This window comes from Sorangium sp. So ce693, from assembly GCF_051521375.1.
In the GTDB taxonomy this organism is placed as follows: Bacteria; Myxococcota_A; Polyangia; order Polyangiales; family Polyangiaceae; genus Sorangium; species Sorangium atrum.
The window spans coordinates 1,453,404-1,473,347 of sequence record NZ_CP150347.1 but is presented as its reverse complement, the minus strand read 5'-3'; the positions used below and the strand labels follow the sequence as shown (position 1 = coordinate 1,473,347).

At 69.2% G+C, this 19,944-nt stretch carries 16 protein-coding genes and 1 pseudogene; 10 read left to right on the top strand and 7 right to left on the bottom strand.

All coding sequences use genetic code 11. The annotated features are described in order from the left end of the window. The first annotated feature begins 415 nt into the window (after nt 1-415). The 5 genes from WMF14_RS05485 to WMF14_RS05465 all read left to right on the top strand — a co-directional run bounded on the left by WMF14_RS05485 (nt 416) and on the right by WMF14_RS05465 (nt 8,682). Nucleotides 416-979 (top strand): PH domain-containing protein, encoded by a 564-nt coding sequence (locus tag WMF14_RS05485; RefSeq protein ID WP_437799136.1) that lies wholly within the window; start codon nt 416-418, stop codon nt 977-979. Nucleotides 980-1,013: 34 nt separating this feature from the next. Then, nucleotides 1,014-1,232, top strand: coding sequence for a hypothetical protein (locus tag WMF14_RS05480; RefSeq protein ID WP_012233609.1), 219 nt, complete (start codon nt 1,014-1,016; stop codon nt 1,230-1,232). A 755-nt stretch (nt 1,233-1,987) separates the two neighbouring features. Next, complete coding sequence (locus tag WMF14_RS05475) at nt 1,988-5,506, top strand: caspase family protein (RefSeq protein WP_437799135.1); 3,519 nt, start codon at nt 1,988-1,990, stop codon at nt 5,504-5,506. Nucleotides 5,507-5,683: 177 nt separating this feature from the next. Beyond that, complete coding sequence (locus tag WMF14_RS05470) at nt 5,684-6,466, top strand: M12 family metallopeptidase (RefSeq protein WP_437799134.1); 783 nt, start codon at nt 5,684-5,686, stop codon at nt 6,464-6,466. A 47-nt stretch (nt 6,467-6,513) separates the two neighbouring features. Further along, a complete protein-coding gene (locus WMF14_RS05465; RefSeq protein ID WP_437799133.1) occupies nt 6,514-8,682 on the top strand; it encodes a caspase family protein in 2,169 nt (722 codons plus the stop codon). 62 nt (nt 8,683-8,744) lie between these two features. Here the strand turns inward: WMF14_RS05465 and WMF14_RS05460 are convergent, their stop codons facing one another. Next, nucleotides 8,745-9,074 carry a DUF2325 domain-containing protein gene (locus WMF14_RS05460; RefSeq protein ID WP_437327760.1) on the bottom strand — a complete coding sequence of 110 codons (330 nt, stop codon included), beginning with the start codon at nt 9,072-9,074 and terminating at the stop codon, nt 8,745-8,747. 225 nt (nt 9,075-9,299) lie between these two features. Here WMF14_RS05460 and WMF14_RS05455 point away from each other — a divergent pair, with 225 nt between their 5' ends. Both WMF14_RS05455 and WMF14_RS05450 read left to right on the top strand, forming a co-directional pair. After that, on the top strand, nt 9,300-10,271 hold the full coding sequence (locus tag WMF14_RS05455) for a ferritin-like domain-containing protein (RefSeq protein WP_272100364.1): 972 nt from the start codon (nt 9,300-9,302) through the stop codon (nt 10,269-10,271). Next, entirely contained in the window at nt 10,244-11,158 is a 915-nt protein-coding gene (locus WMF14_RS05450; RefSeq protein ID WP_437799131.1) for a hypothetical protein, read from the top strand. The genes WMF14_RS05455 and WMF14_RS05450 overlap by 28 nt, the downstream gene beginning before the upstream one ends. Here WMF14_RS05450 and WMF14_RS05445 read toward each other — a convergent pair. From WMF14_RS05445 to WMF14_RS05435, 3 genes are all read right to left on the bottom strand, one after another. Further along, complete coding sequence (locus tag WMF14_RS05445; RefSeq protein ID WP_437799130.1) at nt 11,094-11,765, bottom strand: RNA polymerase sigma factor; 672 nt, start codon at nt 11,763-11,765, stop codon at nt 11,094-11,096. The genes WMF14_RS05450 and WMF14_RS05445 overlap by 65 nt on opposite strands. Beyond that, nucleotides 11,758-12,669 (bottom strand): helix-turn-helix transcriptional regulator, encoded by a 912-nt coding sequence (locus tag WMF14_RS05440; RefSeq protein ID WP_437799129.1) that lies wholly within the window; start codon nt 12,667-12,669, stop codon nt 11,758-11,760. The genes WMF14_RS05445 and WMF14_RS05440 overlap by 8 nt, the downstream gene beginning before the upstream one ends. A 119-nt stretch (nt 12,670-12,788) precedes the next feature. Continuing rightward, nucleotides 12,789-13,880 (bottom strand): RNA polymerase sigma factor, encoded by a 1,092-nt coding sequence (locus WMF14_RS05435; protein WP_437799128.1) that lies wholly within the window; start codon nt 13,878-13,880, stop codon nt 12,789-12,791. A gap of 346 nt (nt 13,881-14,226) precedes the next feature. Between WMF14_RS05435 and WMF14_RS05430 the strand changes: the two genes are divergently transcribed. The 3 genes from WMF14_RS05430 to WMF14_RS05420 all read left to right on the top strand — a co-directional run bounded on the left by WMF14_RS05430 (nt 14,227) and on the right by WMF14_RS05420 (nt 18,490). Continuing rightward, nucleotides 14,227-15,246, top strand: coding sequence for a hypothetical protein (locus tag WMF14_RS05430; protein ID WP_437799127.1), 1,020 nt, complete (start codon nt 14,227-14,229; stop codon nt 15,244-15,246). A gap of 20 nt (nt 15,247-15,266) precedes the next feature. Further along, entirely contained in the window at nt 15,267-16,907 is a 1,641-nt protein-coding gene (locus WMF14_RS05425; RefSeq protein WP_437799126.1) for a hypothetical protein, read from the top strand. 392 nt (nt 16,908-17,299) lie between these two features. Continuing rightward, nucleotides 17,300-18,490 carry a hypothetical protein gene (locus WMF14_RS05420; RefSeq protein WP_437799125.1) on the top strand — a complete coding sequence of 397 codons (1,191 nt, stop codon included), beginning with the start codon at nt 17,300-17,302 and terminating at the stop codon, nt 18,488-18,490. Nucleotides 18,491-18,503: 13 nt separating this feature from the next. Here the strand turns inward: WMF14_RS05420 and WMF14_RS05415 are convergent, their stop codons facing one another. The 3 genes and pseudogenes from WMF14_RS05415 to WMF14_RS05405 all read right to left on the bottom strand — a co-directional run. Further along, the gene (locus WMF14_RS05415) at nt 18,504-19,220 is read right to left on the bottom strand and encodes an energy transducer TonB family protein (RefSeq protein ID WP_437799124.1); all 717 of its coding nucleotides are present in this window, start codon (nt 19,218-19,220) and stop codon (nt 18,504-18,506) included. A 269-nt stretch (nt 19,221-19,489) separates the two neighbouring features. Continuing rightward, nucleotides 19,490-19,768: a hypothetical protein gene (locus WMF14_RS05410; RefSeq protein WP_437799123.1), complete on the bottom strand. Its 279-nt coding sequence runs from the start codon at nt 19,766-19,768 to the stop codon at nt 19,490-19,492. After that, nucleotides 19,765-19,929, bottom strand: a pseudogene (locus WMF14_RS05405) (HNH endonuclease); the annotation flags it as partial. The pseudogene WMF14_RS05405 and the gene WMF14_RS05410, both read right to left, overlap by 4 nt. Nucleotides 19,930-19,944: the final 15 nt, after the last annotated feature.

The following is a 19,944-nucleotide window of genomic DNA, read 5'->3' as shown; positions in this document are numbered from 1 at the left end:
TAGGCCGTGAACGTGGTCGTGGTCGTGGTCGTGGTCGTCAACGGTAGGCCGTGAACGTGGTCGTGGTCGTCAACGGTAGGCCGTGAACGTGGTCGTGGTCGTCAACGGTAGGCCGTGAACGTGGTCGTGGTCGTCAACGGTAGGCCGTGAACGTGGTCGTGGTCGTCAACGGTAGGCCGTGAACGTGGTCGTGGTCGTCAACGGTAGGCCGTGAACGTGGTCGTGGTCGTCAACGGTAGGCCGTGAACGTGGTCGTGGTCGTGGTCGTGGTCGTCAACGGTAGGCCGTGAACGACCACGACCACGACCACGACCACGACCACGACCGCGTAAATGTTCGGATGTAGGAGAACGCGGCGCGAGGCTTGATGGTTGCCGTGGATCTCACGCCCGGGATGTAGACTACAATCGTCGGGGTGAAGCCCTGCCCCTTCTGCGCGGAGCAGATCCAGGACGCCGCGATCAAGTGCCGATTCTGCGGCAGCATGCTCGACGAGCGAGCGCCGGTGGCCGCGGCCCCCGCCGCCCCGCTCGCCCACGCCGGCGGCGCGCTCGCCCCCGCGCCGGGCGCGGCGCGCGTCCTCTTCGAGGGGACTCCGAGCTGGAAGGCGTGGTTCTGGTCCTACCTGGCGGCGGGCGTGCTCTCGCTCGTGCTGGTGGGCCTCATCTGGCTCGGCATCCTGCACTGGAAGCGCAAGAGCCTCCGCTACAAGATCACCGATCGCACGATCGACTACGAGGCCGGCCTGCTCACGCGCCGGATCGAGACCCTGCAGCTCTGGCGGGTCCTCGACATCGACCTCCGGCAGACGTTCATGCAGCGGCTGCTCGACGTCGCCGAGATCCGCGTGTTCACGAAGGACGCGAGCGACCCGGAGCTCGTCATCCGGGGGCTGCCGGCGTCGCGCGAGCTGTTCGAGGCGCTCAAGAACGCGGCGGAGCTCGCGCGCCAGCAGCGCGTGCTCGGCGTCGTGCAGTGAGCCCGCCCCACGAAGCCTAGATCGGAGCCCGACCATGCCCCCGAGGCGATCCCCTCTCGACGAGCTCCCGGACGTGCGCGACGGCCTGACCCGCGCCGAGCGCATCATCCTCTGGAAGCTCTCCGAGCTCGAGAAGGAGTTCAACGGCCGCAACGTGCCCACGGCCACGCTCTACGGCCGCGTCGTCGAGCACATCGACCTCTCGGTCCCCGAGTTCCAGCGGCTCATGCAGCGCCTCGTCGGCGTGCGCTGAGGGCGCCACGGCGCGTCACGCCCCTCGGCGAGCTCGCAGCGCGCACCCCGTCCTGTGACGGACGACCGCGGAGAACTCGCCGGGCGCTGCCGCCGGGCGACCCCGAGCGCCGCGCGGCGGACCTGGCGGTCGCTCACGCCGGGACGCCGGCCGTGAGCCGGCTGGACGTGCGGTGGCGCGCGCTCCTCGATCCCGGCGCAGCGCGACGGCGCGGCGGAGCAAGCTGCGCGAGGCCGCGGTGGAGCGCGACGCGCGCGGGCGCCGGGTCATCGGAGGCTGCATGGCCACGCAACCTCCGAACGCGCGGCGAGAATCCCCGATCGGCCTCTATCGCCGCCCCTCGCCGCTGCACCTCGCAGCCCCGCTCCTCTTCCGGTTCCGGGCCGGGCGAGCTGCAGCGCCGCAGGCTGACCGCGGCATGGAGGCGGGCCTCTTCGATGCGTGGATAAACGATAGAGGACGTCGGCCGTGAATGGCTCCTCGTCCCGAGGACCATCGAAGATGGTCGTGACCGACGCCTGACCCGTGGAGATTCTCCTTCTTCGTCATCGATCTCCCACGTCGGCGGCCGGTGGACGGCAAGAGCGCGAGCGCGGAGGCCGCGCGGATCAGCGCTACGCCTTTGACGCCGGCGCCTGTGACGATGAAGACAAGATTGATGAAGCCGCGCTCAGAGCCTGCCCGTCCCGGGCTGCCACGCAGGGTCATGGGAAGACGAGCACCCCTCCGCACGGCGGAGGCTGGAGAGCGGAACAATGGCGGATCCCAAGGAAAGCGACGCGAACGAGCCTCCGAGCGGACGAAACGTGCGGCCGATCAGCCCTTCCTTCTATGGCAACTACGCGGAGAAGTGGGCCGTGATCGTGGGGATATCCAGGTACAAAGATGCGGGCCTCAACTTGAGATACGCGGCTCGCGACGCGGAGGACCTGGACAAGCTCCTCAGGACGAGCTGCGGCTTCAAGAGCGCCAATGTCCAGCTCCTGCTCGATGAGCAGGCGACGACAGGCAGGATCACCTGGGCGCTCCGGAGCTTCCTCAAGAAAACTGCCAGGGACGATATCATCGTTCTCTACTTCGCGTGCCACGGCCAGCCGGACGTAGGGGCCCGAGGCAACATCTTCTATCTGATCACATGGGACACCGACCCCAGAGACGTCGGGTCCACGGCCCTGCCGATGCGGGAGGTGCAGAACGCCCTGAACGACTACGTGCTGGCCGAGCGAGGGCTCATCCTGGTCGATACCTGCCACGGCTCGCCGATCGGCGGCTCGACGCGGGCGCGGAGCGTCAACGCGGGCGACGTGATGAACCAGCAGGCGGAGGCGCTCAGCAAGGCACAGGCGGGGATCGCGACGATCTCGTCCACGCGAGCGAACGAGACGGCGCAAGAAGGCGCGCAGTGGGACGGCGGCCACGGCGTCTTCACGTACTTTCTCCTCAAAGGGCTGCGCGGCGAGGCCGCCGAGGACGACACCGGCAAGGTGACCGTGAGCAGCCTCTACGATTACGTGAGCAAGAACGTGACGGAGGCCACGGAGCCCGCGCCTCAACACCCCTGGATCAGCGGAAACGGCTTCGACAACAGCCTGCCACTCGCCTGGAGGTCGACGCTCGACATCGAGGAGCGGCTGGTGCTCGGCCGCCATCTCGCCGACATCGCGCGGCTCCTGGCCGATCGGGTCAGTATGGACCTGGCCAGCGCGCTCTTCGTCGAAAACACGGTGGACCTCGGCCTCGCGCGCCTCGATGCCGGGGACGTCGACCGCGCCATCCCGATCTTCCAGGCCGTGGTGAGCCAGGGCGGAGAGGGCGCCGTCGAGTCGGCGTACTACCTGGGCCTCGCGCTCGCGAAGGCGCACGGCGAGGGCGCGGCAAGGCAAGCTCTCGAGCTCTTCCTCGCAGAGGCCCCCGACGACCCGCGAGCGACCTTTGCGCGCGATCTCTTGACGAATCCGGAGCGCCGCGCGAGCACGGGCACCCGGCGCGCGCTGCTGATCGGCGTGAACCACGATGCTCGGGGAACGAGCGAGGACGTGGCGGAGGAGAAAGACGCGCGCTCGCTCCGCGAGGTCTTGATCGACCGGTGGGGCTTCGCCGCCGGCGACGCGACCTTGCTCTGCGGCCCCCAGGCAACGCGAGACGGCATCCTGAGCGCGCTGGAGAAGCTCGTCGATTCAGCGGCCGAGGATGACGCGGTGGTCGTCTTCTACAGCGGCATGAGCGGCCCCTCGCCCGCCGGAGCCTCCATGATCCTTCCCTACCGCGTCAGCAGCGGCGGCGCAGCAGCGGACGCCGGGCCCCCCGACGCGTCGATCGCGCAGGACGAGGTTCACAGGAGCCTCCAGCGCATCCGCTCACGGCGCAAGATGCTCATCATGGACACGAACATATCGCCGAAGCTGTTCGAGCTCGCCCGCGGTGCATCCTACGCCGCCCTGTTCGGAGCCGGCGCCGGACAGTATGCCATCACCGTGCCCATCGATGAGCGCTACGGCCGCCGCGGGCTCTTTTCATGGGCGCTGGTCGAGCAGCTCAAGACGGCGCTACCTAGCACCACGCTGGAAGAGCTCAGGGACAGAATCGCGGCGACCATGCACACCCGTTGGAGCAAGCGTCAGCAAGATCCGCACCTGAGCGGGACAGGACCTCTGTCCTACCGCCTCGCTCCGGTGAGCATTGACCATCTCACCCTCTTCGAGCTGAGCCGGCGCCGACGCTTCGACGGGTTCGCGCGCCACGAGCTCGAGGCGCGCTACGCTGCGGTCCTTCGCACGTTCCCCGCGCCGCCGCCCGAGCTGCACTACGCCGCCGGTCGCGGCTTCCTCGAGCAAGGAGCGTACGTTCGGGCAGCGGAGGCGCTGGCGGCGTCGGCGAGCGCGCGCGCCCCCACCGAGCCGGAGGCGCTCATGGCGGTCGGCGTCGCCCAGATCGGCGCTGGACAGCGGGAGGCCGCGGCCGGCTCGCTCCATGGATACCTCGGCGCCTTTACCCCGACGGAGCAGGCGCCGCTGGCAAAGGACGTGACCACGCTCATCACGCGGCTCGAGCAAGGCAACCGCTTCGCTGTCATCGTCGGAATCGACGCGTATGGCCATCCGGGCGTGCCCCGCCCGCGGGGCGCGGTCAACGACGCGCACGCGCTGGTTCAGGTGCTCATCGATCGGTACGGGTTCCTGTCGGAGAACGTGTGCTTGCTCCTCGACGGCGCCGCGAGCCACGCCGCGATCGTCGCGGCGTTCAAGGACCTCGCCGCGAGGCCGGAGGACGCTGCCGCGCTCTTCTATTTTGCCGGCAACGGCTCCTTCAACGCGAAAGGTGATCCGACGATCGTGAGCGCGGACGGGCGGAGCGAAGGCGTGCTCGACATCGCGCTGCGCGAGCTCGACGAGCTCGCCGCTCGGGGCTCGGCGCGGCTCGTCACCATCATGGACGCCGGCTGGACGAGCAGGACATCCGCTGAAGGGGCGAGGTACGTCGAGGCGGATCCGCGGCCGGTCCCGCTTCGACGCGTCCTGATCGGGCCCCGGGGCTTCGAGGTTCCCCCCCGCGTCGGCAGGCTGACCGCGCTCAATGGATCCATCAACATGGCAAGCACGAGCGACGACTGGCCGATGGTCGAGAAGCGCATGCCCCTGTCGCCGCCCGGCTCCGGTGACGCGGTTCACGGTCTCTTGACCTACGAGATGGTCAAGGTGCTGAGAGCAGCCCAGCCGACCGCGCTGACGTGGCGAGAGCTGTTCGGGATGATCCCGGCGACCCTCAACGTGGACATCACCGGAGAGGGAATGGAGGAGATCGCGTTCGACGACAGGCTCCTGGACAGCGCCCGCGCGTGCCTCACGCACCTCGATCGCGAGCCGGCCCGCCGTGCGCTCGCCGTGCTCGAGCGCGCTGACGTACCCAACCAACTCCTGTGGCGTGGGATCGCCTACTCCACGCTTGAGGACTACAAGGACAGCATCGAGGCGCTCGAAGCGTTCATCCAGGAAAAGGAGGGGAAGCTGTCGACCGCGGCGCACTATCACCTTGGCCGCGTGCTCTTCAGGAGCGGGCGTGACCTGGACCGCGCCGTGAGCGAGCTGCGCTGGGTGACGCAGCAGGATCCCAGCAACCCCGCCGCGTTTCTTTACCTGGGCAGGGCGCTCCGTGCCCGCGCCAAGAGCGACATCCGAGGGGAGGCGGCGATGGCCTACATCAAATACCTCGAGTCCGGCGCGCCTCCCGGCTACGAGGACGAGGCATGGAGTTTCCTGACAGCGAGAGGAGAGTAGCGCGCCTAGATCTAAATGGTCGAAGCGCGATCATCTCGCCAAGCTCGACGGCGATAACGAGATTGGCGACGAGCCTCCCTTGACCCGTGCCGTACGCGGTCCGAAATGATGGTCCGAAGGGTGTCGCGCTGTACGACCGCCACGCGCCCGCCCTCCAAGAAGGGTAGACGAACGCCCATGGAAACGAGAGAAGAACCGATCCACATCTGCCACGATCGGATACTGCCGCTCGCGCTGGAAGAGACCGCGAGGCGGATCGCCGTGCAGGAGAATCCGTCGAACGACGTCGACCCGAACATCGACGTGAACGATCCGAACCTCCCGCCGGCGGAGCGCATCGCGCTCATCGCGCAAAAGCGGTGGCGCCCCGGCAAGCGCCTGAGGTTCCGCTTCCTCGACGGTACGCCCACGATGCAGGCAAAGCTCGCTCAATGTGCGATGGAGTGGACGCAGCACGCGAACATCCAATTCGACTTCGGCGAGTCGGAGTTCGCGGAGATCCGGATCTCCTTTTATGCCGACTCGGGCTCATGGTCGGCGATCGGCACGGACGCGCTGGTGCAGGAGTATTTTCCGCTCCACCAGCCGACGATGAACTTCGGGTGGCTGCGCGACGACACCGACGACGAGGAGTACTCGCGCGTCACGCTCCACGAGTTCGGCCACGCGCTCGGCGCCATCCACGAGCACCAGAACCCGCAGGGCGGCATCCAGTGGAACGAGGAGGCCGTCTACAGGTACTTCTCCGGCCCGCCGAACTATTGGCCCCGGGCGACGACCTACCGCAACGTCATCGCCAAATACTCGGCAAACCAGCTGATCGGGACGCGGTTCGATCCGGACTCGATCATGCTCTACGCCTTCCCCGCGACCCTCACTCGCAACGGCGTGGGAACCAGGTCGAACACCGGGCTGTCGCAGCAGGACATCGACTTCATCAAGATCGCCTATCCCAGGTGATCTGCGCCGAAGCCCGACATCGATAACCCACCCGTTCGAGAAACCTCATGAACGACCAACGCAGCTCCGGCCCCCACGACGCGAGGATGAGCGAACCACGGACGTCGAGCCCGACGTTCCGGGCGTTGCTCATCGGCATCGACTTCTATTTTCGGAACTCTCTCCCGAACGGCGCGACGTACTTGTCGCTGCGCGGCTGCGTGAGCGACGTCGACCGCGTCGAGAAGGCCCTGCGCGCACGGGTGACCATGCCGCACGACATCAGGACGCTCCTTTCGTCAAACGTCGGGGACGAGGTGCCCGGCGGGCCGGAGAGCGCTTGGCCTACCTACAAGAACATGAAGGCGGCGCTGGATGGGCTGCTCGCCCGTACGCAGCCGGGCGACCACGTGTACATTCACTACTCCGGCCACGGCGGCCGCGTGCTCACGAAGTTCACCGACCTGAAGCCCGGCGGGTTTGACGAGACGCTCGTGCCGACGGACATCGGCGACGGCTCGCGCTACCTGCGCGACCTCGACCTCGCGTATTACCTCGACCAGCTCACGAGGAACAACCAGGCGACCGTGACCATCGTGCTCGACAGCTGCCACTCCGGCGGCGCGACGCGTGGAGTCAGCATCGCGACGCGCTGCGCGACGGGCGCCCGCGAGGGCACGGATCCCACGCTCGACACCGCGGAGCGCCCGACGGACGGCGTAGCCCCCGACGACGAGCTGTTCGCCGCATGGACGCGGCTCGCAGCGACGGGCAGCGGGCGGCGCGCGGCGATCGCCACGACCTGGCTCCCCGAGGCCAGGGACTACGTGCTCCTCGCGGCGTGCCGCGACGTGGAGACCGCGCTCGAGGTGCGCTCGGAAGGTGGCCAGTCGACGGGCGTGCTGACCGCGGCGTTCCTCGAGGCGCTCGAGGGGCTCAGCAAGGACCAGACCTGGAAGGCGCTCTACGAGGGCGTGCTCGCGAGCGTGCACAGCAAGTATCCGTCGCAGACTCCCCAGCTCCTGGGTCAGGAGGAGCGGCAGGTCCTCGGGGCCGAGCTGCGGCCGGTCGTGCACACGGCGAGGGTCGACGAGATCGACGCTCCGAACCGGAACCTGAAGCTGAGCGCCGGTCTCGTGACGGGCACCCCCGTGGGCGCGAAATTCGGGATCTACCCCCCGGGGACCACGGACTTCACGCAGGTCAACCTGCGCGCGGGAGTTGCCACCGTCTTCAAGGTGATGGCCGTGGAGAGCTGGGCGTCGCTGGAGGAGGGCGCCGCGATCGATGCTGTAGCGCTTGGCGCGCCCGCGCTCCTCGAGGACCTGGGATCCATCGAGCTGCGGCGAGCGGTCAACCTCTTTCACCGGAACGACCTGCCGCCGGAGATCGATCAGGATCAGGCGCTCGACGCCGTGGGCGCGGAGATCAAGACGAGAGGGCGAGGGTTCCTCGAGCTCGTCTCCGGCGGGACACCGCACTACCAGGTCGCTCTCGACAAGGATCGTCGCTACGAGATCTGGGACCCGTCGGGAGAGCCCATCCGGAATGTGGGGACGGTGGCGATCGGCGCACCGGATGCCGCCAAGGTCGTCGTCGATCGGCTGATCCATCTCCTCCGGTATCAGGCCATCCTGAAGGTCGCCGATCCGACCTCGGGGCTCAAGGACCGTATCCGCATCGAGCTCCTCGCCCCGCCGCAGGGGTGGTCGGAGAGCAGGCCGCCCGAGGGCGGGACCGTGATCAAGCCGGACGGCGACGCGTGCGTCATCGAGCCTGACAACTGGCTGTTCGTCCACGTCGTGAACGAGAGCGACAGCCCTGTCAACGTCGCCGTCGTCGATCTCGGCGATGACTGGGGGATCCGTGCCCTCGAACCTCCCCCGCCCGAGGGGCACATCCTCCCCACGCGGCGATATTCCACCGTCGACGCCAGGAGCGAGGCCCGTTTTGCGTTGCAGTTCTTCCTTTCCCAGGGGCGCGCCTCGTCGCTCGACGTCATCAAGATCTTCGCGACCCTCGGCGATGCGGATTTCTGGTGGCTCCTGCACACGTCGATCGACAGCCCCGTCACCCGGTCGCTGACCACGAGGGACACGGCCGCATTCGACGCGCTGTTCCGGCTACGCGAGGCGCTCGACGCGGAGGAGAACACGCAGCGCGACGCGCGCCCCAGGTCCGCGCCGGGTGAGGCGTGGACCGCGAGACAGCTCCGCGTCGCCACGCGGCGGAAGTGAGCCTCGATGGAGCGGCTACGTGACACGGAGTGCCTGCTCGTCCCGGCGCGCGATGCCCCTCGTCAGGCGGCCCGCTGCTCGAGCGCGGCCCGCAGCGCCGAGACGGAGGCGCTGCGCAGGTACACGACGGGCGCCCCGTCCGCCGCGAGGGTCTGCATCTGATCGCGCAGCGCGTGCGAGACCATCGTCACCATGATCACGATGAGCGCGATCCTCCCCACGCCGTGGCGCGCGCCCGGCGGCACGCGGTTCTCGTAATGGCGCAGCGACCAGCCGTGCTTCTCGACCACATCGCGGTAGCGGCTCGACATGCCGCCGCTGCCCCCGATGACGAGCACCGTCTGATCCTCGCGCTTCCTGTCGACCGCCTGGGAACGCCGCTCCGCCTTCATGCCGTGTCTCAGAGCAAGGCGTAAGCCACGCTTCTCGAGCGGTCATCTCGGCGCAAAACTCGTCGTTCTGGTCTATTCCCGGGGATTTCCGGGCAAATTGTCGGTGAGGCGCCGGGACCTTTGTCATCGTGACAGGGCGACCGCGCGGGCTCCGCAGCGCTGGCCACGAGGGCGCGCGGGCGCGCCGGCGCTGTGGTACGAGAGCGGCCCGCCTCTCCTGCCGCCATGCCGTCTCCCCCCGCACCGCCCAGCGACGCGCCCCCGCCCGGCACCGTCGAGCGCTGGGCCTGGGATTACGTCCTCTCGACGGACCTCGAGCACAAGCTCGCTCCGCCGCCCGTGCCCTCCCTCTGGGAGTCGGATGCCAAGCTGTCGGCGCCGGGCGCCGCGCCGGCCCCGCCGCGGCGCCTCGAGCGACCTGGACGGCCCGCCGCGCTGCGCATCTCGGAGCGCGCGCAGAAGAGCCCGGGGCCCGAGGCGCTGCGCAACCCGGCGCGCCGCGCGCAGCTCTTCCATGCGTTCCTTCACCACGAGCTCCAGGCGGCGGAGCTCATGGCCTGGGCGCTGCTCGCCTTCCCCGAGACGCCGCGCGCCTTCCGCGGCGGCCTCGTCCGGATCGCCCTCGACGAGGTGCGCCACATGCGGCTCTACGCCGCGTACCTCGCCGCGATCGGCCACCGCTTCGGCGACTTCCCTGTGCGCGACTGGTTCTGGACGCGGGTGCCCGCCGCCGCGTCGCCCGCGCAGTTCGTGGCTGTGATGGGCATGGGCCTCGAGGGGGGCAACCTCGACCACACCGCGCGCTTCGCCGAGCGCTTCCGCGCCATCGGCGACCTCGAGGGCGCCGCGCTCACGGAGCAGGTCGGCGCGGAAGAGATCCCGCACGTGCGCTTCGGGGTCCGCTGGTTCCGCCGCTTCACGCAGGCGAGCGGGACCGCTGGCCAGGCGGCGCCTTCCACGTCTGCCGCAGGCCATCCGGCCGCCGCGGGTGAAGCCGCGCCGCGCGGGCCGGATGATGCTGCGCCGCCGCCCGGTGCGAGCGATTTCGAAGCGTGGGTCCGCCACATCCCGCCGCCCCTCTCGCCGCTGCTGATGCGGGGCGAGCCGATGAACCGCCGCGACCGCAGCCGCTCCGGCCTCTCCGAGCCGTTCCTCGACGCGCTGGCCTCATGGACCGAGCGAGCGCCTGGGTCCTGAACTTCGACGCCGACGAGGAGCTGGCGCGCCCCGCGGGGTACACCCCGCGCGCCGCGGTCGCCGGCCGGGCGCCCGAGCTCGCCGTCCGGGTCTCGGCCCTGCTGCGCCCCGGCGACGTCGTGCTGAGCCCCGAGCTCCCCTCGCCCCTCGTGCCGCCAGCGCCTCCTGGAACGCCGCTCGTCGGCCGCGCGTGGTGCCCCACGCCCCGGGCCCTTCGCCTCCTCGGCCGCGCCGGCGTCGCCCTCGTGGAGGCGCCGCCGCTCGACGTGCTCCGGCGCGTCAACCACCGGAGGTTCTGCGCGGACCTCGGCCAGACGCTGCCCGGCGCGCGCTACGTCGCCTCGCTGGCCGAGCTCGAGGCCGCGATCGCGGAGCCCACGCCGACGGGCCACTGGCTGCTCAAGCGGCCGTTCGGGTTCGCCGGGCGCGGCCGGCGCCGTGTCGCCCGCGGCGCCCTGCTGCCCGACGCGCGGCCCTGGGCCGTCGCGTCGCTCGACCCTGCGTCGCCGGACAGCGGCCTGCAGGTCGAGCCCTGGGTCGAGCGCCGCGGCGACTTCTCGCTGCACGGGCACGTCGCCCGCGGCGGCGCGGTGCACCTCGGAGACGCGTGCATCCAGCGCTGCGACGCGAACGGGGCGTACCTCGGGGCCGCCCTGGCCGGCGAGGGCGACCTCGGCGACGGCGAGCGCCGGGGGCTCGTCGAGGCCGCGCTGGAGGCGGGGCAGGCGCTCGCCGGCGCGGGCTATTTCGGGCCGTTCGGGATCGACGCCTTCCGCTGGGAGGACGAGCGCGGCGCGCTGCGCTGGAACCCGCGGTGCGAGATCAACGCGCGTTACACGATGGCGTGGGCCATCGGCATGGGCAGGGCGCGGCCAGATCTCGAGTGACCGAGGCCGTCCCCCAGGGCAGCGAGCACGAATTCTGGGAGCGGCGCGCTGCGGTCGAGCGCAGCGTCCTCCGGAGCTGCTCTCTTCCGCGCGCCAGATGCTCCTGGATCGTGCTGGGGTCCTGACCGAGCTCGGCCGCTATCTCCTCCGCGGTGTGGCCCAGAGCGGCGTCCACCAAGACGTCGCGCAGCGCAGGATCGATGCGGCGCAGGTGGCGGAGGCTGAGCCGCGCCTCCACCTGCCCGAACGGCGACGGCATAGGGTCATCGATCGCCGCATGCGCATACGAATCGCGGCCTTTCTCCCACCGACGCTGGAACTCCCTGTAGTGCGTCGTATGGTGCCACACGACCACATCCAGCCAGCGTCTCGTGGCCTGCTTCATCGACAGCTGCTCGCGCGCAGGGACCCTTCCTGCCTCGACTGTCCTCCATACCGAGAGCAGGATATCCTGCATCACGTCGTCTCGGTCGCACTCTGGAACCTGGAGCCGGCGCAGCCTGTCCCTGATCATGGGCCTTTGCTGCACGATGGCATCGAATGCAACGCGCGCCTCGGGGCGCATGTCCAGGTCCACCGCGTCCGAGGCACGGCGGCGCTCACCCATGGCTCCCTACTCCCGGAAGTGTCATGTTCAGCGGAGAGCGCTCTGCATCCTCCCAATCGGACGCGTCGGCGGAGCTCGCCCCCGCTTCGTCACGCTGCAGTGGGAGGCTCGTCAACGTCGCAGCTCGCCCGGCGAGCTCCGCCCCTGCGGGGACGCGGACAGGGAGCGGCGATCGAAGCCGCGGCACCGGTGGCGGCGGGAGCTTCGCCCGCGGGCTCCTGGCAGCGAGCTCGGGAGACGGCACGACGGGCGGAGGAACGTCGAGCGCGCGAGGAGGCATCGTGGGCGGAGGCGGCGGCACCGAGCTCGGCGCCGGTGACGATGCCGACGCGGGACGCGCCGAGCTCTCGCGCCTGGTGATGGGCTCGCCCACCTGGATCACCGCGGTCTCCTCTGCGTCGGTCCGGTAGTCGTCGTGCAGCCGCCACAGGCGCTCCCAGTACCGAGCAGGCGTGCCGGTGAACGTCTCCAGCTGCCGGGCAAGGCCGGGCGTCATGGGAAGGTCGCTCCTCAGCAACCTCTCCACCTCCCTCGACGATAGCCCCGTGCTCTCGGCCAGGTTTCTCCTCCACGAAGGGTTCGTCGCGCAGAACGACTCGAGGACCCTGCCTGGCCTGGGGACGGGGCGCGCGCGGACGTCTGTCAGCTCTGCGAGCGCCGCATCGATGTGACAGTCCAGCAGGCGCCGGTATCGATCCCGCTCCGCCGCTGCCTGCTCCTTCGCCTCGGTGAGGGCTGCCGCCTCATCATTCTGCGCGTGCTCGCGCGTCTCGCGGAGCCCGCGCTCGCGTCCCAGCGCTTCACGCGCGGTGACCGCGAAGCCGATCGCGACGCAGGCTATCATCGCGAGCCCGAGCGGCGAAATGAGCCACATCGCACCGAGCAGATCCTCCATCGTAGTCATCGGGTTTCGTTTCCTGGACGTGACCGTTCTTGTCGGGAACAAGGCGGATCGAAGCCTTGTGCTGTCCGAAGACATCCCAAGCGTCCCCGTCTGCTTGCTGTCAGAGCACGGCCGAGGGCTCAGCGCAGCTGTCGGAGCATTGCCTCGCGCTCGGCGGCGAGCAGCCCATCGGGGAACTCCCGTGCGTGGGCGTGCAGCAGCTGGAGCGCCTCGACGTCGGCCATGGCGTTGCCGGCCTCGATAGCCCTCCGGGCCTGGTCGATCAGGCTCCTCTCGTGCTCGCTGATGACGGTCGGTCGAATGGCCCTCGCCGGAGATGCGGGCCGGCCGTTGGTCCTGGTCGAGGGAGCGGGCGAGCTGCTCGCCGCCGCCTGCGCGCGTGCGCCTCCTTGATCCCTGACCGACGAGCTCTCGTGCGCGATAGGCGCGGCGGGAATCGCGGCGCCGTGCGCGCCGTCTCGCGCAGGGGACGTCACAGCATCCTTCGCTTCAGGCAGGGTGACAGGGACGCGGACCGCCGCCGCCCCGAGCCACGAGTCCAGGTCGGCCAGGGGCGGCACAGCGGAGACGATCGCGCCGGTCAGCAGGACGAGCGCCGACTGAACGACGATCCTCATGCCCAGATGGCGCAGCGAGGCCACCCACGACGCGTGACGGCGGAAACCCAGCGCGAGCGACAGGAAGGCGCGATCGTCCCTGCCGTGAGAGCGCTCCTGCGCCTGCCACCGCTCCCGCTGCACCCGGAGCTCCTTGTGCGCCCGCCAGTGTCGCGTCTTCACCGTGGCCAGCGGGAGTCCCTGCTCGGCGGCGATCTCGGCGAGCGGGACCTCCTGGAGATCATGCTTGATGACGAGATCCCGGTACTTTGGATCGAGCTGGTCTATCAGCTGCCGCGTGAACTCTTCCTGCTGCCGTCTCCGGAGCAGCTCTTCCGGCGTGGGGTACTCGTCTCGGATCTCGCACTCCTCGAACGACGTCAGCACCTCGCCGCGGCAGCGCGCGTCACGGACGTGGTTGCGCGCCTGGTTGACGGCGATCGTGACGCGGTACGGGGCCGGGTCTCCCCCCGGGTCGAGCCGCTTGTCGGCCTCCAGCCCCCGCAGCAGCGCTTCCTGGGCGACATCCTCGGCGTTTCGCTCCGGCACGCCGTGGCGCCGCGCGAGGCGCCGGAAGAGCTCGAAGCCGGGGGAGACGGTCGCAGGCTTGTCCACGGTAGGCAGCACACTTGAGCCGGTCGAAAGGCTTCAAAGAAATGAACCGACCAGCAATTTCGGTCGGGCATTGTGGCACAACGTAGCATGATTAACCACACTCAGCCATCGCTGACCAGCGGCTGAGCGCATTCAATCAACCGACCAAAAATTCTCACCAAAACGGATCCAATCTGGCGATTTCTGTCGGTTGACGCCAAGAGGACGGCATCACTAGCGTGACTGGATGCGTTGCATCGCGCATTCGCTCTCGATCTTTCTTGCGCTCGGGGTCGCGACAGGACTCACGCGCTCGGCCAGCGCGGACGACATTCAAGCGAAGGCGAAACCGAGCGGCAGTTCATCGGTGAAGGACCATGTTCGCCGTGGTCAGAGGGCGCGCAATGCCGGACAGTGGGTCGAGGCGCACGCTGCCTACAAGGCTGCTTTCGACGCCGCAGACCCGACGACCAGCACCGAGCGAGAGCGCGCGGAGGTCGCCGGTGAGCTCGGCCTTTGCGAGGTCGCGCTGCGCAGGTACCGCGACGCGGCCGAGCACCTCTCCAGGAGCCTGGAACAGCGTGAAGCGCTGCCGGACGCGCTCCGGCGGCGGTTCGAGGCAGGACAGCGCGAGGCAGCGAAGCACATCGCGACGCTCGTGCTCGGGATCGATCCGCCCGACGCCGAGGTGTTCATCGACGGCGAGCGCATCGACCAGGTTGCACGGACGTACACGCGCTTCTTCGAGCCGGGCAAACACATGGTGCGGGCCCGCGCGCCGGGCCGTGAGGAGGCGCTCCATTCGTTCCTCGGTGTGGCAGGCGCGGAGCACGAGATCACGATGCAGCTGCCCCGTGCGGCGGCGAGCAGCGCCAAGGAGGCGAGCAGCGCAAGGGAGGCGAGTCGCGCCAAGGAGACCGCGACAGCGGCGCCGGCCTCAGCGCGCAGGTTGCCCGCCGCACGCGCGCAGGCTCCCAGCCCGTGGGCCTCCTGGCCGGGGACGCTGCGCATCACGGGGATCGCCGTCACGACGGCTGGCGTGACGGTGGGCACCATCCTCATCGTTCGGGCGGGCAAACTCGATGACGACCTGAGCGCCCGGCGTGACCTGCTCCAGGCCGAGCCGTCATCGAGCGCGTCGATGTGCTGGCACGCGCCTCGAAACTCGCCGTGTGGCGAGCTGGCGCGCCTTCAGGACGCGCGCAACACGTACGGCCGCGCCGGGCTGGCCGCGGTGATCACGGGCGGTGTCCTCGGGGCCATGACCGCCGCGTCATTCCTCACGGACTTCTCGTTCCTGGGCGTCAAACCGGCTGGGGATCGAGTCAATGTCTCGCCCGTGGCGAATGGAAGCGAACTCGGCGCGCGAATCGAGGGGAAATGGTGAGCACGAGGGCGGCCGAGAGAATGGGAGCGCTGACAGGCCGAGGCGCCGTGAGGTCGGTCATCGCCCTCGCAGTCTGCTTGTGGGGAGCCGGTACGCTGACGGCTTGCGCTGGCTATTCCGATGATTGCTCGGAAAAGCTGGCGTGTGCTCCCGAGCCGGAGCCTCCGCTCGACCCGTGCGCGGGAGAGCCCAGCACAGCGCCAGCGCTCGACAAATGCGGCGTGTTCGTCAGCGAGAACGGTGACGACAAGCACCCCGGCACGAAGGATGCGCCCGTGAAGACCTTGCAACACGCGGTCGGGCTCGCCGCGCACGGGCGAGGCCACGGGGAGGCAGCGACCCGGCGCGTGTACGCTTGCGGCGGGAGGTTCGAGGAGGCGCTCGCGTTGCCCTCGGGCGTCGATCTCTGGGGCGGGCGGCGCTGCGAAGACGGCGGGTGGTCGTACGAGGGGTCGTTCGGCGGGCCGGATCACCCGACGATCATCGCTCCGGCGGAGGGGATCCCGCTGCGGGTCCTCGGGGGAACCGACGCGGTCATCGCAGGGGACGACGCGACCTCTGTGATCTTCGGCGTGCGCGCCGTGGCGGCCGACGCCTCCGCGAGCGACGGGAAGTCGTCGATCGCGATGATCTTGAGTCCGGGTGCCAAGGCGAGGGTGGCGTCGAGCGATGTCATCGCGGGCAACGGCAAGGACGGGGAGGCGGGCAAGGACGCGCTCAGCGTCCGCGCGAAGGACGGCGAGCAGGGGAACCACGGCGCGGACGCATGTACCGCGGACGCCGCCGTGGGCGCCCTGCCCGTCGTGACCATGTGCGACGATGGGAGCGAGTCGACGGGCGGATACGGCGGCGACGGCGGACTCGACGTCGGCCGCGATGGCATGCCAGGAAAGCCGGAGCCTGCGGAAAATCCGCAAGGCTACGCGATTGCGGGGCTCGGCGCGGGCAGCGATCCGTGCACGAAAGGGGGAGACGGTGCGCCCGGTGCCAGCGGTGGCCGCGCTGACAGCGCGGCAGGTGAAGGCTACCTCGACATCCACGGATGGGTGGGTGTCCGGGGTGAGGATGGAAAGAAGGGCGGCCCCGGCCAAGGGGGGGGCGGCGGCGGCGGCAGCAAATCGCGTGGGCCCATGGTTGCGTGCCCTGGAGGCCGCCCTCAAAGCGGTGCGGCCGGCGGCTCGGGGGGGAGCGGGGGTTGCGGCGGCCAGGGAGGCCGGGGCGGCGGCTATGGCGGAGCGAGCATCGCCATCGTTGCACTGGAGGACTCGGAGCTAGAACTCGACGCCACGAAGGTTGTCGCAGGCAACGGCGGCAATGGCGGGGTCGGCGGAACTGGTCAACCAGGCGGCGTTGGGCGGTTCGGCGGCCACGGGGGGAAGGGCTTCACTAACACGAACATGTGGGAGGCATGTGCTGGTGGCCTCGGCGGCGACGGCGGCCGCGGAGGTGATGCGGGCGGCGGGCTCGGCGGCGCTGCCGTCGGCATCGCGTACGTGGTCCCCCATCTGACCATCCTGCCCGGCACGACCTTCGAGGTTGGAGGAGCTGGAGAAGGCGGCCCCGCAGGCAACGCCGATGTCAATGAGGAGGTGGGCAGCGGCGCGCGCGGCCCACGAGGTCAACTCTATCGTTTCGGTGCGGCAAACGAGCCGCCCCGTTGAGTCGCTCACCGCGGCGCCGCCGTCGAGGAATACCGATGATGTCAAAAGACACGATGGTCTTGCCCCTCGCCCTCTCTCTCGCCACGGTTGGCTGCGAGAGCGCGCCAGGCCCCATCGGCGCCGATGATCCGCCGTGTGCGCTCACATCGTCGTGCCAGGACGAAGCACCGCCGGAAGCCCTCTGCCTCGAGCACCTTGCGGCCGATCGGTTCGACGACGGCTGCGGCATATTCGTCAACACTTTTTTCTTTGGCGGCGATGACGCGAATCCAGGCACCAAGGCCAGGCCGGTTGGCTCTCTCCGGCGCGCGATTGCCCTGGCGCGCATCGGTCGAGGAAGGGTGTTCGTGTGCAGCGACGTCTTTGAAGAGTCCGTCATCCTACCCTCTGGCGTGGACCTCTACGGAGGCCTTCATTGCCAGACATTCGAACGCTTCAAAGAGAGTGTCACGACCGGCATCACCATCCGGGAGCGCCCATCTCCCATTGTTCTGACGGTCGAGCCGGCGGGCGCCGGCGACACCGGGGCGGCCGATGGCGTCTCGACGATCGACCACGTCGACATCTCCGGCGGAACCCATATCGGGATGCTCGTTCGTTCGGGCTCCGCGGTCGAGTTCACCCGGGGCGCGATCCACGGATCCTACGGAGTTGGCGGCGGCCATGGCGAGAGGTGGCCCGGGTTGAATCAAGCCCCTGACGGGCGGCACGGAATCTACGGGGGGGATGCGTGCTCGGCAGCCACCGTCGCCGGCGGACCCGCGGTGGTGAACCCGTGCGAGGGCGGCCTCCCGAGCGTCGGCGGCAAGGGAGGCGACGGGCGCGCCGACGGCGCTGGAGATGGAGAGGCCGGCGAGCCCGTACCCGCGCCGAACCCCGGCCACGAGGGGCAAGGAGGACTCGGCAACCGCGAAGACGGTGCTTGCGCCAGCGGCTTCTCCGGGAAAAGCGGCACGTGGGGCGCGGCCGGCGCAGCTGGCGAGGGCATCGGGCGGCTCACGGAGACCGGATGGGAGGGCGACAAGGCAGCCGAGGGGGGCCGCGGCATGCCGGGCCAGGGCGGCGGCGGGGGAGGCGGGCGTCGCGGCGGGCTCGCTGTGTGCGACGTGGCCTCCAAGGGGGGCGCAGCGGGCGGTTCGGGCGGCGCGGGGGGCTGCGGAGGTCGAGGCGGCCAACCGGGCGGGAACGGCCGGCCAAGCATCGCCATCGCCGTGCTTCACGCCAAGCTGACCGTGCGCGACAGCCTGCTCACGACGGACAACGCCGGGGGAGGTGGTGACGGCGGGCCGCCCGAGCGAGGCGGCGACGGCGGCCGAGGTGCACCGGGCGGGGCCGTGGGGGACGGCACCTGGTCGTGTGGCGGCGGCGAGGGAGGCCGAGGAGGCGACGGCGGCTACGGCGGCCCGGGGCGCGGCGGCGACTCGATCGGCATCGCCTACCTCGACGAGGACCAGCTCACGCTCGAGGGCGTCACGTATGAACTGGGACCGCCGGGCAAGGGCGGCGTGAGCTGGGATTGGTCTGGCGAAGAGATCGCCGGGGAGGACGGCATCGCCGTCAAGACGCTTCGCTTCCGCGAATAGGTGCGGTCATCGGTCAAGGGTTCAACGAGAGAGCCTTGGCTTTACAGTTAGACGTTTTTCGGGGATTCTGCCATCGGACTGCTGGAGTGCGTACGCGTGGATCGACATCCAGCGACGACAAGCGTCCCATGCATGAGGCCGTGGCGATCTTCGAGGAACGCTCATGGGCGAGCACGAAGGGCACCGCATGGCGGGGCGCACATGCCTCGAACGGGTCGGCGTGAAATATCCAGTGCACATAGACTTTCCCGCCGGGCGATGCGAGCGAAGGTGGCGGTGCGTCGAAGGGAACGGCGCGTCGCAATGCAGCGAGCGCGACCACGTCGAAGACGACGGATCCGCTGGACTTGACGACCCCCAGCTTCGCGAGGCTGCCATCCGCCTGATTTATGACGATCTCGACTCGCACCGCGAGATCGGTCGCGCCGCGGAGCGCGGGGTATGCTTCGCGCGCGGCCGCCAACTCCTCCTCATATGCGTAGTGGAGGTGTTCGTGCATGGATGCGATATAGATGGCAAACGGAACACGTGCCCCGCCGAGTGCGACGGTGTTGCCGGCCTGCACGTCGGGAACATAGACATCGCACAGCGCTTGTGCGACTCGCCACTCTTCGACGTTCAGTCGGTGATGCGGGGCGGTGGGCCTCGCCGAAGGCACGATCTTGGAGCAGGAGACCGCGAGAGCTGCCATGACCAAGAGGTTCAGTGCGTCCCACGACGTGTTGCGCATCCGTCGCAACACGCTCCGCCGTAAGACTCGACCGTCAAGACATCGGGCACAATGGTACTCTCGCCGGATGCGCCGACTGCCCAAGTCACACTTCTTCAAACTCAAACATGCCATCTTGCTCGCCTTGCTCCAAGTTTTCCCTCAGTCGGCTGAGCTCGTCGCACGCCCACGCGATGTCTCGCCCGAGTGCATTGCTCGACGAGATTATCAGGGAACGCTTGGAGGCACGCATCAGAACCCGACCATGCACTGCTTGGCCCCGGGCCCACCTATTGAGGCTCTCGAGTCCATGCTCCTCCCACCTTGCTCCGAAAGGCTACCCACCCCAAGGGCAGGTCGGCCACCTCCTCTACCGTCGGATCCATCGCAATAATCTCTTCCAGATGGACGATACGACCATCACCCGGGTCGGTGGTGCTTCCACATAAAAATTGCCATCCACCATCGTCGGCGTCATGAGAGATCATCAGGATCGGGGCCCCTGCTACAACCGGCGCCGTCGTGATGACACCAAGGTGCGGATCTTCTTCGAATCTCATGAGATTCATTTAGGTCCCTTCTCCAGATTGCAGTGTCGGCATAGGGGTTGTCCGTTCTCGGTGGTGCCGGAGCCTCCATTTACTCGGGAGGTTACGTGATCGACATGTCCTTCGTTATGGGGCGGGCTCACAGCTTTCGTGTGTTGCTGAGGTTTGACGACGTCGGCACCACAGTTGTCGCATCT

What these genes read in the sequence shown, in the direction of transcription:
- WMF14_RS05480 (WP_012233609.1), top strand. Translation starts at nt 1,014, where the DNA reads ATGCCCCCGAGGCGATCCCCTCTCGACGAGCTCCCGGACGTGCGCGAC.
- WMF14_RS05475 (WP_437799135.1), top strand. Translation starts at nt 1,988, where the DNA reads ATGGCGGATCCCAAGGAAAGCGACGCGAACGAGCCTCCGAGCGGACGA.
- WMF14_RS05470 (WP_437799134.1), top strand. Translation starts at nt 5,684, where the DNA reads ATGGAAACGAGAGAAGAACCGATCCACATCTGCCACGATCGGATACTG.
- WMF14_RS05465 (WP_437799133.1), top strand. Translation starts at nt 6,514, where the DNA reads ATGAACGACCAACGCAGCTCCGGCCCCCACGACGCGAGGATGAGCGAA.
- WMF14_RS05460 (WP_437327760.1), bottom strand. Translation starts at nt 9,074, where the DNA reads ATGAAGGCGGAGCGGCGTTCCCAGGCGGTCGACAGGAAGCGCGAGGAT.
- WMF14_RS05455 (WP_272100364.1), top strand. Translation starts at nt 9,300, where the DNA reads ATGCCGTCTCCCCCCGCACCGCCCAGCGACGCGCCCCCGCCCGGCACC.
- WMF14_RS05450 (WP_437799131.1), top strand. Translation starts at nt 10,244, where the DNA reads ATGGACCGAGCGAGCGCCTGGGTCCTGAACTTCGACGCCGACGAGGAG.
- WMF14_RS05445 (WP_437799130.1), bottom strand. Translation starts at nt 11,765, where the DNA reads ATGGGTGAGCGCCGCCGTGCCTCGGACGCGGTGGACCTGGACATGCGC.
- WMF14_RS05440 (WP_437799129.1), bottom strand. Translation starts at nt 12,669, where the DNA reads ATGACTACGATGGAGGATCTGCTCGGTGCGATGTGGCTCATTTCGCCG.
- WMF14_RS05425 (WP_437799126.1), top strand. Translation starts at nt 15,267, where the DNA reads ATGGGAGCGCTGACAGGCCGAGGCGCCGTGAGGTCGGTCATCGCCCTC.
- WMF14_RS05415 (WP_437799124.1), bottom strand. Translation starts at nt 19,220, where the DNA reads ATGCGCAACACGTCGTGGGACGCACTGAACCTCTTGGTCATGGCAGCT.
- WMF14_RS05410 (WP_437799123.1), bottom strand. Translation starts at nt 19,768, where the DNA reads ATGAATCTCATGAGATTCGAAGAAGATCCGCACCTTGGTGTCATCACG.